Origin of the sequence: Agromyces sp. NPDC056523, assembly GCF_042794545.1 — a bacterium.
GTDB lineage: Bacteria > Actinomycetota > Actinomycetes > Actinomycetales > Microbacteriaceae > Agromyces.
Genome location: NZ_JBHTTM010000001.1, coordinates 1,037,964 through 1,051,176, shown reverse-complemented (window position 1 = coordinate 1,051,176; position 13,213 = coordinate 1,037,964). Strand labels below are relative to the sequence as shown.

The window sequence follows — 13,213 nt, the reverse complement described above, 5'->3', positions numbered from 1 at the left end:
CCATGACGCCTGCGCCCACCGAGCCGAGCATCGCGCCCGACCCGCGCCATCCGTCGCTCGCCTTCCGCCGCCCGGAGGTGGGCGACCACGCGCGCGTCGTGTCGGCGATCCCCGAGTGGTGGGGCCTGCCCGGCACGGCCGACCTCGGCCGGCTCCTGCCGCGCCTGTTCTTCCAGCACTTCGCCGACAGCTCGACGATCGTCGAGGACGACCGCGGGGCGCTCGCCGGCTTCCTCATCGGCTTCCGTTCGCAGTCCCAGCCCGAGGTCGCCTACATCCACTTCGTCGGCGTGCGCCCCGACCTCCGGCAGTCGGGCCTCGCGCGCACCCTCTACGAGCGCTTCTTCGACGCCGCGCGGGCGAGCGGATGCCGCCGGGTCGACGCCATCACCGGCCCGGTGAACCGTCGGTCCCAGGATTTCCACCGCGCCATGGGGTTCGAGCTGACCGGCGACACCGAGATCGACGGCGTGCTCGCCTGGCGCGACTACGACGGACCCGGCGAGCACCGCGTCGCGTTCACCCGCGCCCTGTAGCGGCGCCCGCAGCCCCGCAGCTCGGTCGAGAGTGTGCCGAACGACGGCCTGGCGGACTGGAAGCCGTCGATTGCCATACTCTCGACCGCACAACTCCGCACCGCGGCAGGCGGTCGGCGCCCTCAGGCGCCCGCGGCCTTCGCTTCGAGGTAGCGGCGCTCGGTCGCGTTGAGCGCGAGCCCCGCCGCGACCGCGAACTCGGCGCGCGCCTCTGAGTCGCGGCCTGCCCGCGCGAGCAGATGGGCCCGCACGGCGTGCACGCGGATATGTCCGGCCAGCGCCGGCTCGAGCGCGACCGTCTCGAGCTCGCGCAGCGCGACATCGGCCCCATGCACCATCGCGACGGCGACGACCCACCCGAGCTCGACCATCGGCCCCGGCCCGACCTGCCGCTGCAACTCGTACAGCGCGAGGACCTGCGGCCAGTCGGTCGCCTCGGTCGACGGCGCCTCGGCGTGCAGCGCGGCGATCGCGGCCTGCAGCTGGTAGGGGCCGGGGGCGGATGTCGCGAGCGCGCGCTCCACGAGCGCGATCCCCTGCGCGATCAGCTCGGGGTCCCACCGCGACCGGTCCTGCTCGTCGAGCGGCACGAGCACGGGCGGCGCTCCCGGCGCCCCGACGCGGAGCCGTGCCGGCCGCCTCGATTCGGTCAGCAGCATGAGCGCGAGCAGCCCGTCGACCTCGCCGCGCCAGCGCGCGTCGCCGGGCACGATCTCGGCGAGCAGGTGCGTGAGCCGGATCGCCTCGGCCGAGAGGTCGGCGCGTGCGAGCGACTCGCCGGCGCTCGCGGTGTGTCCCTCGGTGTACATGAGGTGCAGCACCTGGCAGACCGCGGCGACCCGATCGGGCAGCTCGTCGGCCCGCGGCATCCGGAACCGCGCCCCCTCGGCGCGCAGGCGCGCCTTGGCGCGCGAGATGCGCTGCGCCACGGTCGCCTCGGGCACCAGGAGGCCCCGGGCGATCTCGGCGGTGGTGAGGCCGCCGACCGCCCGGAGGGTGAGCGCGAGCTGCGCCGGTCGCCGCAGCACCGGGTGGCAGCAGAGGAGGAAGAGGGTGAGGGAGTCGTCGCGATCGGCCGCCCGCGAACGGTGCGCGGGTTCGAGCAGCGCGTCGCGTTCCTCGCGCGCCCGCCGCGCGGCATCCCGTCGCACCGCCTCGACGTACCGGCGGTGCGCGACGGTCACGAGCCAGGCACCCGGCTGGTCGGGCGGGCCGTCCCGCTCCCACTGGACGGATGCCGCGACGAGCGCCTCCTGCAGGGCGTCCTCGCTCGCGTCGAAGTCGCCCGTGCGCCGCACGAGCACGGCGAGCGCCGAGGGTGCGGCCTCGCGGAGCATCGAGTCGAGTCCGCGATGCCGCTCCCCCGGCCGCGTCGGGGTCACGCCACCGACGTGTCCGCCGCGGCGTCGTACGCGAGGATCGGGTGGACCTGCACGCCGCCCCACGACGCCTCGGGCAGGCGGCCAGCGATCTCGACCGCGCGCTCGAACGAGGCCACGTCGACGAGGTAGTACCCGCCGAGGAACTCCTTCGTCTCGGCCAGCGGCGCGTCGCTCGCGACGGCGCCGTGGTCGCCGACGGTGACGGTCTTCGTCGCCTCGGGCCCGACGAGCTGCTCGGCATCGACGAACTCGCCCGCCTCCTGCAGCTCCTCGGTGAGCTTCGTGTAGAGCTGCATGCCCTCGGCCTGCTGCTCGGGCGTGAACGCCGCCCACTCGGCGCTCCACTCGGGGTTCGACTTGATGAGGATGAGGTACTTCACGGCGTCGCTCCTTGCTTCGTCACGATCGGGAGGCGGGTGCGCTCCCACCAGTATGTCGAGGCTGGATCGCGGTTCTCGACAGGATTCGTCGAACGCGTGCGAATCCGGCGGATGCGCGCGGATCGGCGCGCGCACTCGTCGCTCGTGCACGCACTCGCGGCCGCGCCCGGCGCATCGCGCGTAGCAGAGCGGTTCTCGGGTGGCAAGGGCTGGAGCCGCATCCGCCGACCTGCCTACCGTGGGTCGACGACGCATCCACGAGATGCGACGAAGGGATCGAAAGGGGATCCACATGGGTGACAACGACAAGGCTCAGCACAAGGCTGAGGAGCTCGGCGGCAAGGCCAAGGAAGCACTCGGCGACGCCACCGACAACGAGCGTCTCGAGGCCGAGGGTCGCAATGAGCAGACCAAGGCCAACCTCAAGCAGGCCGGCGACAAGGTGAAGGACGCCTTCAACTCGTAAGCCGGTCGTTCGGCGGATGGGGCGCGTACCGCGGGGGTGCGCGCCCCATCGTCGTGTCCGGCGGCGCATGCCGCTCGCCGGACGGATCCCTCCGATTCCAATTCCGCCCTGAGCGATATCACCCTCCAGACGGATGTCGGTGGCTCGCGCTTGGATGCAGACTGAACAAGCGCAACGCCGGGTCCACGCCCGGCGACGCGTCGCGCGGACGACCCGCGCCTCCTCATCCACACATCGCTCCAACGCGGGGACCCCATGCTCGGCAAACTCCTCATCCGCTATCTCAAGCCCTATGGCTGGCTCATGGCCGGGGTGCTCGTCTTCCAATTCGCCTCGGCGCTGGCATCTCTCTACCTGCCGAGCCTGAACGCCGACATCGTCGACGAGGGCGTCTCGAGAGGCGACACCGACTTCATCTGGCAGACCGGGGCGTTCATGCTCGCGATCTCGCTCGGCCAGATCGTCTGCTCGATCGTCGCGACCTACTTCGCGGCGAAGGCAGCGATGCGCCTCGGCCGCGACATCCGCAACGACGTCTTCGAGAAGGTCAGCGGCTTCTCGGAGCGCGAGGTGTCGAAGTTCGGCGCCGGCTCGCTGATCACCCGCAACACGAACGACGTCCAGCAGGTGCAGATGTTCGCCATGATGGCCGCGACCTTCCTCGTGACGGCGCCGCTGCTCGCGATCGGCGGGATCATCCTCGCCCTCCAGCAAGACGTCGGCCTGAGCTGGATCATCGGCGTGGCAGTTCCCACGCTGCTCGTGCTCGCCGGCATCATCATCGCCCGCATGGTGCCGCTGTTCCGCAGCTACCAGAAGAAGCTCGACGCGGTGAACCGCGTGATGCGCGAGCAGCTCACGGGCATCCGGGTGATCCGCGCCTTCGTGCGCGAGCCGATCGAGGAGGGCCGCTTCCGCGAGGCGAACACCGACATCATGGTCATCGGCCGGAAGGTCGGCTCGCTGTTCGTGCTCCTCTTCCCGCTGTTCATGCTGATCCTCAACGTCACGACCGTGGCGGTGATCTGGTTCGGCGCGATCGCCGTCGATCAGGGCGAGGTGCAGATCGGCACGCTGATCGCGTTCATGCAGTACATCGGCATCATCCTCGGCGGCGTGCTCATGGCCAGTTTCATGACGATCATGATCCCGAGGGCCGCCGTGTCCGCCGACCGGATCGGCGAGGTGCTCAGCGCCTCGACATCGCTCGAGCGGCCGTCCGACGCGGTCGACTCGTTCCCGGCCGTCGGCACGGTCGAGTTCCGCTCCGCATCGTTCACCTACCCCGGGGCCGAGCACCCCGTGCTCTCCGACATCACGTTCCGCGCCGAACCGGGCGAGACGGTCGCCATCGTCGGATCGACCGGCGCCGGCAAGACAACGCTCGTCTCCCTCATCCCGCGCCTGTTCGACGTGACCGGCGGTCAGGTGCTCGTGAACGGTGTCGACGTGCGCGAGGCCGACCTCGAGCGGCTCTGGACGACGATCGGCCTCGTGCCGCAGCGGCCGTTCCTCTTCACCGGCACCGTCGCGTCCAACCTCCGGTTCGGTCGGGAGGACGCCACCGACGAGGAGCTGTGGCAGGCGCTCGAGATCGCGCAGGGCCGCGATTTCGTCGAGGAGATGGAGGGCGCATTGGACGGAAAGATCGCCCAGGGCGGCACGAACGTCTCAGGCGGTCAGCGCCAGCGCCTGGCGATCGCGCGCGCGATCGTGCACCGGCCGCACATCCTCGTCTTCGACGACTCGTTCTCGGCGCTCGACCTCACGACCGATGCCAGACTGCGCCAGGCGCTCTGGCGCGAGCTGCCCGAGGTCACGAAGATCGTCGTCGCCCAGCGCATCTCGACGATCACCGACGCCGACCGCATCGTCGTCCTCGAGGACGGCGGCATGGTCGGGCTCGGCACCCACGAGGAGCTGCTCGAGACGAACCAGACCTACCGCGAGATCGTCGAATCCCAGCTCGGAGTGGAGGCGGCCCGATGAGCCAGCAGCAGACCACGCTCACCGAAGAGGAACTCCTCGAGATCGAGCTCGGCGAGCAAGCGCGGCTCGCTGCCGACGACTGGAGCGGTGCGGTCGCCCCGGGCAAGGCGCAGGACTTCGGCCGGGCGTTCGGCCGTCTGCTCGGCCTGCTGAAGCCGCACGCGTTCGCCCTCGCGTTCGTCTCCCTGATGGGCGCGCTGGGCGTCGTGCTCACCGTGCTGGCGCCGAAGGTGCTCGGCGAGGCGACCAACCTCATCTTCGCCGGCATCATCGGCGCGCAGCTTCCGGTCGACATGACGACCGAGCAGGCCGTGGAAGGGCTCCGGGCTGCCGGCCAAGAGGAGCTCGCGAACATCGTGCAAGCGGCCGGAGTGACGCCGGGCGAGGGCATCGACTTCGTCCGACTGAGCCAGGTCATCATCCTGGTGCTCTTCCTCTACATCGCCGCCGGCATCCTCACCTGGTTGCAGGGCTACGTGATCAACGTGATCATGGTCCGCACCATGTGGCGCCTGCGCGAGCAGGTCGAGGCGAAGATCAACCGACTGCCGCTCAGCTACTTCGACCGCGTGCAGCGCGGCGAGCTGATCTCGCGCGTCACGAACGACATCGACAACATCACTCAGACGATGCAGCAGTCGTTGTCGGGCGCCCTGACGGCCGTGCTCACGGTCATCGGCGTACTCATCATGATGTTCTCGATCTCCTGGCAGCTGTCACTGGTCGCCCTCGTGGCACTGCCGCTCATGGGCGTCATCTTCGGCATCATCGGGCCGAAGTCGCAGAAGGCCTTCGGCATGCAGTGGCGCAAGGTCGGCCGGATCAACGCCCGCGTCGAGGAGTCGTTCTCGGGCCACGCGCTCGTGAAGGTCTTCGGCCGCGAGGAGTCGAGCCGCCAGGCGTTCCGGGAGGAGAACGAGGAACTGTACGAGGCCTCGTTCCGGGCGCAGTTCCTCTCGAACACGATCATGCCCGGCATGATGTTCATCGGGAACCTGACGTACGTCGGCATCGCCGTGCTCGGCGGACTCATGGTCGCCTCGGGCCAGCTGCGGCTCGGCGACGTGCAGGCGTTCATCCAGTACTCGCAGCAGTTCACGCAGCCGTTGTCCGAACTCGGCGGCATGGTCGCGGTGGTCCAATCCGGAACGGCCTCGGCCGAGCGCGTGTTCGACCTGCTCGATCAGGAGGAACAGGAAGCCGACGCGGTTCATGCCCCCGCCCCGACGGATGGCGACGGAACGATCGTCTTCGAGCACGTGGCGTTCTCGTACCACCCCGACCATCCGCTGATCCGCGACCTGTCCTTCCAGGTCAGGCCTGGCCAGACCGTTGCGATCGTCGGACCGACCGGCGCGGGCAAGACCACGCTCGTGAACCTGCTGATGCGGTTCTACGAACTCGACGGCGGCCGGATCCTTCTGAACGGGCAGGATATCGCCGAGCTCACGCGTCACGATGTGCGCGCACACACCGGCATGGTCCTGCAGGATCCGTGGCTGTTCGCCGGCACGATCCGCGAGAACATCCGCTACGGCCGCGACTCGGCGACCGACGATGAGATCATGGCCGCAGCCAAGGCGACGTACGTCGACCGATTCGTCCATTCGCTGCCTGACGGGTACGACACCATGCTCGACGAGGATGCATCGAACGTGTCGGCCGGCGAGAAGCAGCTCATCACGATCGCGCGAGCATTCGTGTCCGACCCGTCGGTGCTCATCCTCGACGAGGCGACCTCGTCGGTCGACACACGCACCGAGCTGCTGCTGCAGCACGCAATGGCCGCGCTCCGACAGGGTCGCACGTCGTTCGTGATCGCGCATCGCCTCTCGACGATCCGCGACGCCGACCTCATCCTGGTGATGGAGCACGGCGACATCGTCGAGCAGGGCAACCACGACCAGCTCATCGCCACGAAGGGGGCGTACTTCCGCCTCTACAACTCGCAGTTCGAGCAGGCCGCCTACGACGTCGACGCCGAGGCTCCCGGGGCCGACGCCGGTGCGGACGGATCGACGGCCGACCCGGTCGCCGCTTCGGCGAGCGAGCCGGAAGACGCGCCGGTCAACTGACCCCACGCGAGCGGTGATGACGAGCGGATGCCACGCGGCATCCGCTCGTCATCACCGGGGACCGGAACACCAGGCCGCGCTGGACCCGGGAAGTTGACGAGCTCGGCCCCGACGAGGAGAGCGCCGAGTCGTCACTCCCCGCGCGCACGCGTTAGCCTCGAGGGAACGTGACGATCCCTGCCCCCATCTCCAGCGCGCCCGCGTGGCGACTGTGGCTCGTGTGGGGCGTCGGGGTCGCCGCGTACATCGTCTCGATCACCAATCGGTCGTCGCTGTCGGCCGTGGGCGTCGACGCGGCCCTGCGGTTCGATGCGGATGCGTCGACGCTCTCGATGTTCGCCGTGATCCAGCTCGCGGTGTACGGCGGGATGCAGATCCCGGTGGGCCTCCTGCTCGACCGGTTCGGAGCCCGGCCCGTCATCACGATCGGCATGGCGCTCATGGCGGTTGGCCAGCTCACGCTGGCATTCGCACCGGATGTCGCGTGGGCGATCGCCGCCCGCATGCTGCTCGGCGCGGGCGACGCGGCCGTGTTCCCGAGCGTGCTGCGCGTGGTCGCCGTCTGGTTCCCCGAGCGGCAGGCGCCGCTGCTGGTGCAGCTGACCGGACTCATCGGCCAATCCGGGCAGATCCTCGCGGTGCTCCCGCTCGCGGCCCTGCTGCACGCGACGAGCTGGTCGGTCGCGTTCGGCTCACTCGCGGGCCTCGGCGCGCTGTTCACGATCCTCACGTTCGCGGTCATCCGGAACCGGCCGCCGGGTCGCACGGCCGACGTCTCGGTGGACACGATGACCGGCGCCATCCATGCCGTGCGCTCGTCGGCCGACCTGCGGCAGGGATTCCGGGAGTCCTGGGCGCACCCGGGCACGCGCCTGGCGTTCTGGTCGCACTTCACGACGCCGTTCTCGGGCACGGCGTTCGTGCTGCTCTGGGGCTTCCCGTTCCTCACCGTGGGTGAGGGCCTCTCGCCCGCGATGGCCTCGCTGCTCTTCACGGTCTACGTGGTGTTCGGCATCCTCGTCGGCCCCGTCATCGGCGCGCTCTCGAGCCGGCATCCGATGCGGAGATCGCGCCTGCTCGTGCTTCCGGTGATCGGCGTCCAGGCGGCGGCGTGGCTCGTCGTCATCCTCTGGCCCGGCCCGGCCCCGCTGTGGCTGCTGTTCGTGCTCGCCTTCGCGATGAGCACCGGCGGGCCCGGCTCGATGATCGGGTTCGACCACACCCGCACGTTCAACCCGAGCCACCGGCTGAGCACCGCGACCGGCATCACGAACGTGGGCGGGTTCCTCGCGGCCTTGCTCGCCATCCTGCTCATCGGCATCGCGATGGATGCGCAGGGCGCCGGCACGCCCGCGACCTACACGCTCGACGCGTTCCGGATGGCGTTCCTGACGCAGGTGCCGCTGTGGTTCATCGGCAGCCTGTTCATCGTGATCGAGCGCAAGCGCACGCGCGTGCACATCGGGCTCGACGAGCCGCGCGCGCGCCGCCGAGACCGCGGTACCGATCGCTTCGTGTGAGTCGGGCAGGCCGTCAGTTCGAGTAGGTGCCGACCAGCCGAGCCTGCTCGAGCACGTGTCCTTCGTACCGCGCGAGGAACTGCTCGCGGCTCGGCGCACCCTCCACGCTCGTGTCGAGCGCGTACGCCCGGAATTCGTAGTGGTGCACGCCGTGCCCGCGGGGCGGATTCGGCGGCATGTAGTCCGCGGATCCCGCGCTGTTGCGGCCCACGCGCACGCCGGGCGAGCCGGCCGAGACGGGGCCGTCCTCGGGCGGGAGGCCGTAGACCGCCCAGTGCGTGAACCCGGTCTGCGACGGCGCATCGGGATCGTGCACGATCACGGCGAGTTCCACGGCGTCCTCTGGGACGCCCGACACCTCCAGACGCGGCACGGCGCCGCTGCGTCCGGCGAACCGGGGGTCGATGGCCGCGTCCGGCTCGAGGTCGGGACTGCTGATGGCGAGGTCGGCGATGCGTGCCATGGCTTCCTCCTGCATTGGCCCCTTCCGAAACGTAGCGCGAGGCGTCCCCGGCGTCTACGCCGTCGGCCTGGTGCGCGGGTCGGGTGGCGCCGATCGCCCGTGTTCTGGGGGCGTCACGGACCGCGTCGCAACTCGACTTCGGCTGCGGGCGGCCTTAATGTTCGATCCATGGACAGCGCCGTGCCCGCGATCGCCGAGTGGATGCCGGCGCAACGCTGGTACGGCGGCAAGGGGCACGCCCCGCGGCTCCGCCGCATCGGCGAGTGGGAGCTGCCGTCGGCCGATCCCGGCGTGCGCGTGTGGTCGATGCTGCTGATGGATGACGCGACGGAGCCGCCCGTGCTCTACCAGGTCCCCGTCGTGGAGCGGGCGTCGGCCGTGCCGGAGGCATCCGCTCACCTCATCGCCGCTCTCGACGGCGGCCCGCACCTGTACGACGGCCCTCACGACCCGGCGTTCACCGACGCGCTGCTCGACCTCGTCGTGCACGAGCGGCGCGCGGTCGCGCACGGTGCCACGGCCGTGGGCCATTACTCGGGGGCGCCGGATGCCACGCGGCCCGGCCCGCACGTGCCCGCGAGCGTGCTCGGCGGCGAGCAGTCGAACACGTCGATCATCTACCGGCCGGATGGCGCGGCGCCGGTGATCTGCAAGGTCTTCCGCCAGCTCCATCACGGCGACAACCCCGACGTGACGCTGCAGACGGCGCTCGCGGCATCGGGTTCGCCGCACGTGCCGCCGAGCGTGGGCGACGTCGTCGGCGAGTGGGACGACGTCGGTCGGCCCGATGGACGCGCGCGCGGCCACCTAGCGTTCGCGCAGGAGTTCCTGCCCGGCGTCGAGGACGCCTGGCGCGTGGCGCTGCTCGCCGCAGCCGCGGGCCGCGACTTCGCCGACGACGCACACGCGCTCGGGGTCGCGGTCGCGGAGGTGCACCGCTCGCTCGGCGGGGCGTTCCCGCGCGAGCGCGCCTCCGACGAGCTCATCGCCGCGATCGACGCGGCGTGGCAGCGGCGGCTCACGATCGCCGTCGCCGAGGTGCCGGCACTCGAGCCGCACCGCGCCGCGATCACGGAGTACTACGCACGGGCGACGGTCGGGGCGTGGCCGCAGCTGCAGCGCATCCACGGCGACCTGCATCTCGGCCAGGTGATCCTCTCCCCCGATCGCGGATGGCTCCTGCTCGACTTCGAGGGCGAGCCGATGCGGCCGATGGCCGAGCGGCGCCGTCCCGACCTGCCGGTGCGCGACGTCGCGGGCATGCTCCGCTCGTTCGACTACGTCGCCGGCGCGACCGAGATCGTCCACCCGGAGCGCGCCGCCGAAGCGCGAGCGTGGGCCGCCTCGGCGCGCCAGGCGTTCATCGACGGCTACATCGCGGCATCCGGCACCGACCTCAGCCGCTACCGCGACCTGCTTGCGGCGTTCGAGCTCGACAAGGCCGTGTACGAGGCGATCTACGAGACGCGCAATCGGCCCGACTGGGCGCCGATCCCGCTGCGGGCGATCGAGCAGCTGCTCGCGGCCGGCCCGCTGCAGGCGTCGGCGGCCGCGACCGAATAGCTCACCGGATGCCGCGACGCCAGAGCATGAGCGGAGTGCGCGCCGCGTACTCGCGGTAGTCGTCGCCGAAGCGCGCGACGAGCCGGCGCTCCTCCACGCGCGCCTTGGCGATGAGCACGACGGCCAGCAGCACCCACGCGACGATGAGGTCGACGCGCGCGAACCACACGACCCAGCCCGCCGCGGCGATGAGCAGGCCGACGTAGATCGGATTGCGTGTCAGCCGGTACACGCCGGTGGTGCGCAGTACCGCACCCTCGCGCGGCGTCACCTGCACGACGAGGTCGCGTCCGAGCGCTGCTGCGCCGGCGCCCGCGAGCACGAGTCCGGTGATGATGAGCAGCACCGCCAGCACCGTCGACTGCTGCCCCGCCCACAAGGGCGCCAGCGGCACGACGAACGGGAGCACCGCCAGCACCGCGAGCAGCACGAACTGCGCGACGACGAGCCAGTTCGCGCGATCCTTCACTCGCCCATTCTGCCCGGCGGCGGCGCGGCGAGGCGCGTCAGGCGCGGGCGAGGATGGCGGCGAGGTCCACGCCGGAGGGGAGGGAGCCGTAGAGCGAACCCGCGCGGCCCTCGATCCGCGAGCGCACGAAGGCGTCGGCGACCGCGGACGGCGCATGCTGCACGAGCAGCGAGGCCTGGAGCACGAGGGCGAGCCGCTCGGCGAGTTCGCGAGCGCGCAGGGCCGCGGTCGCGGCATCCGCTCGCCCGATCTCGGCCACGACCGACCGCGCCTCGGCGAGCTCGAGGTCGAGCGCCGGATGCTCGCCCTCGGCGTCGCCCACCACGGCGAAGAACGCCTCGAACGCGTCGGGCTCGCGCGCGAGCACGCGCAGCACGTCGAGGGCGATCACGTTGCCCGAACCCTCCCAGATCGCCAGCAGCGGTTGCTCGCGATAGCGGCGCGCGAGGGGGAATCCCTCGGTGTACCCGTTGCCGCCGAGGCACTCGAGCGCCTCGTACGCGTGCTCGGGGCCGCGCTTGCACACCCAGTACTTCGCGACCGCGGTCGCCAGGCGGCGGAACGCGCGATCGGCGTCGGAGGCATCGTCGTCGTAGGCCCGTGCCAGCCGCATCGCGGTGATCGTCGCCGCCTCGGACTCGAGCGCCAGGTCGGCGACGACCGCCGTCATCGCCGGCTGGTCGACGAGCAGCGCCCCGAACGCGCGGCGGTTCCGCACGTGCCACGCCGCCTCGGCCACGGCCTGGCGCATGCCGGCCGCGGTGCCGAGCACGCAGTCGAGTCGCGTGCGGGTCACCATCTGCACGATCGTGGCGACGCCACGGCCCTCCTCCCCCACGAGCCATCCGTCGGTGCCGTCGAACTCGACCTCGCTCGACGCGTTCGACCGGTTGCCGAGCTTGTCCTTCAGACGCTGGATGCGGAATACGGTGCGCGAGCCGTCCGGCAGCACCCGCGGCACGAAGAAGCACGACAGCCCGCCCGGCGCCTGCGCGAGCACGAGGAACGCGTCGCTCATGGGCGCGCTGCAGAACCACTTATGGCCCGTCAACCGGTACCGGGCGCCCCACGAGCCGTCGTCGCCGGTCGGCTCGGCGCGCGTCGTGTTGGCGCGCACGTCGGATCCGCCCTGCTTCTCGGTCATCGCCATGCCGACGAGCGCCGACGGCTTGGCCGGGCCGCCGACGAGCCGCGGGTCGTATTCGCGGCTCAGCAGCCGCGGCATCCAGTCGTCGATGAGCCCTGGCGCCGCCTGCTGCAGCACGGGCACCGCGGCATGCGTCATCGACACAGGGCAGGCGTGGCCCGGCTCGACCTGCGCGAAGAGCAGGAACGCGGCGGCCCGGTCGACGTTGGCGCCAGGGCCGGGCTCCGCCCACGCGCCGGTGTGCGCGCCGCGACCGACGGCCGAGCGGATGACGCGGTGGTACGCGTCGTCGTAGTCGACCTCGTCCACGCGGTGACCCCATCGGTCGTGCGTCCGCAGTTCGGGCGTGCGCGTGTTCGCGAGCTCGGCGTCGCGCTGGAACGCGGCGGAGCCGACGAGCTCGCCGATCTCGTGGAGGACGCGCGCCGCGTCATCCGGCCCGTTGCCGTCGCCGCGGCTGCCGGCCGCCGCGCCGCTTCCCCACCGGGCGACCGCCTCGACGAGCGGGACGTTCGCGGCGAACTCGTCGACGCCCACCCGTGGCGGCGCCTGGTTCTCGACCTCGTGCGTGATCATCGTCGACCTCCGCGTCCCATTCCACACCCGGAGCGCAGCGGACGCACGGCCGGCCGCCCGGTCGGCCGGGTCGGCCCGGTCGTCGCTAGCCGTCGTCGGCGATGCGCTGGAACAGCACGTGGTCCTGCCACCGGCCGTCGATCTGCAGGTAGCGCGGCGCGTAGCCGATCCGTTCGAACCCGTTCTTCGCGAGGACCCGCTGCGAGGCCGTGTTGTGCGGCAGGGTCGCCGCCTGCACCCGGTGCAGCGCGAGCTCGCCGAACGCGAGCGCGAGGGTCGCGCGCGCGGCCGATGTCGCGTACCCGCGCCCGTTCGCCGACGACGCGACCCAGTAGCCGAGGTGCGCCGAGAGGAAGGGTCCGCGGACGATCCCGCTGAGCACCATCGAGCCGATGATCGCGCCATCGTCGTCGAGGATGACGAGCGGGAACGACTGGCCCGCCTCGTACAGACGCAGCGACGCGGCGATGACCTCGGCCTGGCCCGCGACGGTCGTGAAGCCGTCGGGACGCACGGGCTCCCACGGCGCGAGGAACTCCTGTTCGCGCGTGCGCACGGCCGACAGCTCCTCGGCATCCTCGGGCTGCATCAGCCTGACACGCGGGCGTTCGGGGTCCACCGTCCGAGGCTATCGGCGCGGCGACGGA

The 13,213-nt window shown here is 71.3% G+C and carries 12 protein-coding genes; 6 read left to right on the top strand and 6 right to left on the bottom strand.

Translation table 11 applies throughout. The annotated features are described in order from the left end of the window. Nucleotides 1-2 precede the first annotated feature (2 nt). Complete coding sequence (locus tag ACFQ58_RS05115; protein ID WP_376949971.1) at nt 3-536, top strand: GNAT family N-acetyltransferase; 534 nt, start codon at nt 3-5, stop codon at nt 534-536. Between the two features lie 122 nt (nt 537-658). Here ACFQ58_RS05115 and ACFQ58_RS05110 read toward each other — a convergent pair whose 3' ends face one another. Together ACFQ58_RS05110 and ACFQ58_RS05105 are read right to left on the bottom strand one after the other, a co-directional pair. Further along, nucleotides 659-1,918: an RNA polymerase sigma factor gene (locus ACFQ58_RS05110; protein ID WP_376949970.1), complete on the bottom strand. Its 1,260-nt coding sequence runs from the start codon at nt 1,916-1,918 to the stop codon at nt 659-661. After that, the gene (locus ACFQ58_RS05105; RefSeq protein WP_376949969.1) at nt 1,915-2,298 is read right to left on the bottom strand and encodes a YciI family protein; all 384 of its coding nucleotides are present in this window, start codon (nt 2,296-2,298) and stop codon (nt 1,915-1,917) included. Before ACFQ58_RS05105 ends, ACFQ58_RS05110 begins: the two co-directional genes overlap by 4 nt. A 292-nt stretch (nt 2,299-2,590) precedes the next feature. Between ACFQ58_RS05105 and ACFQ58_RS05100 the strand changes: the two genes are divergently transcribed. From ACFQ58_RS05100 to ACFQ58_RS05085, 4 genes are all read left to right on the top strand, one after another. Beyond that, complete coding sequence (locus tag ACFQ58_RS05100) at nt 2,591-2,764, top strand: CsbD family protein (protein ID WP_376949968.1); 174 nt, start codon at nt 2,591-2,593, stop codon at nt 2,762-2,764. A gap of 255 nt (nt 2,765-3,019) precedes the next feature. Then, nucleotides 3,020-4,753 (top strand): ABC transporter ATP-binding protein, encoded by a 1,734-nt coding sequence (locus tag ACFQ58_RS05095; protein ID WP_376949967.1) that lies wholly within the window; start codon nt 3,020-3,022, stop codon nt 4,751-4,753. Further along, on the top strand, nt 4,750-6,828 hold the full coding sequence (locus ACFQ58_RS05090; RefSeq protein WP_376949966.1) for an ABC transporter ATP-binding protein: 2,079 nt from the start codon (nt 4,750-4,752) through the stop codon (nt 6,826-6,828). Before ACFQ58_RS05095 ends, ACFQ58_RS05090 begins: the two co-directional genes overlap by 4 nt. 167 nt (nt 6,829-6,995) lie before the next feature. Then, entirely contained in the window at nt 6,996-8,348 is a 1,353-nt protein-coding gene (locus ACFQ58_RS05085; RefSeq protein ID WP_376949965.1) for a nitrate/nitrite transporter, read from the top strand. A 13-nt stretch (nt 8,349-8,361) separates the two neighbouring features. Here ACFQ58_RS05085 and ACFQ58_RS05080 read toward each other — a convergent pair whose 3' ends face one another. After that, nucleotides 8,362-8,811, bottom strand: a complete 450-nt coding sequence (locus ACFQ58_RS05080; protein ID WP_376949964.1) for a YbhB/YbcL family Raf kinase inhibitor-like protein — start codon at nt 8,809-8,811, stop codon at nt 8,362-8,364. A gap of 168 nt (nt 8,812-8,979) precedes the next feature. On the opposite strand from ACFQ58_RS05080, the gene ACFQ58_RS05075 reads away from it, so the two are divergent. Further along, on the top strand, nt 8,980-10,374 hold the full coding sequence (locus tag ACFQ58_RS05075) for a phosphotransferase (RefSeq protein ID WP_376949963.1): 1,395 nt from the start codon (nt 8,980-8,982) through the stop codon (nt 10,372-10,374). A gap of 1 nt (nt 10,375) precedes the next feature. Here the strand turns inward: ACFQ58_RS05075 and ACFQ58_RS05070 are convergent, their stop codons facing one another. From ACFQ58_RS05070 to ACFQ58_RS05060, 3 genes are all read right to left on the bottom strand, one after another. After that, nucleotides 10,376-10,843: a methyltransferase family protein gene (locus ACFQ58_RS05070; protein ID WP_376949962.1), complete on the bottom strand. Its 468-nt coding sequence runs from the start codon at nt 10,841-10,843 to the stop codon at nt 10,376-10,378. Nucleotides 10,844-10,880: 37 nt separating this feature from the next. Continuing rightward, nucleotides 10,881-12,566 (bottom strand): acyl-CoA dehydrogenase family protein, encoded by a 1,686-nt coding sequence (locus ACFQ58_RS05065; RefSeq protein WP_376949961.1) that lies wholly within the window; start codon nt 12,564-12,566, stop codon nt 10,881-10,883. Between the two features lie 85 nt (nt 12,567-12,651). Beyond that, nucleotides 12,652-13,185, bottom strand: coding sequence for a GNAT family N-acetyltransferase (locus tag ACFQ58_RS05060; protein ID WP_376949960.1), 534 nt, complete (start codon nt 13,183-13,185; stop codon nt 12,652-12,654). Nucleotides 13,186-13,213 lie beyond the last annotated feature (28 nt).

Coding starts and splice junctions, on each gene's coding strand:
- ACFQ58_RS05115 (WP_376949971.1), top strand. CDS start 3: ATGACGCCTGCGCCCACCGAGCCGAGCATCGCGCCCGACCCGCGCCAT.
- ACFQ58_RS05100 (WP_376949968.1), top strand. CDS start 2,591: ATGGGTGACAACGACAAGGCTCAGCACAAGGCTGAGGAGCTCGGCGGC.
- ACFQ58_RS05095 (WP_376949967.1), top strand. CDS start 3,020: ATGCTCGGCAAACTCCTCATCCGCTATCTCAAGCCCTATGGCTGGCTC.
- ACFQ58_RS05090 (WP_376949966.1), top strand. CDS start 4,750: ATGAGCCAGCAGCAGACCACGCTCACCGAAGAGGAACTCCTCGAGATC.
- ACFQ58_RS05080 (WP_376949964.1), bottom strand. CDS start 8,811: ATGGCACGCATCGCCGACCTCGCCATCAGCAGTCCCGACCTCGAGCCG.
- ACFQ58_RS05075 (WP_376949963.1), top strand. CDS start 8,980: ATGGACAGCGCCGTGCCCGCGATCGCCGAGTGGATGCCGGCGCAACGC.
- ACFQ58_RS05065 (WP_376949961.1), bottom strand. CDS start 12,566: ATGATCACGCACGAGGTCGAGAACCAGGCGCCGCCACGGGTGGGCGTC.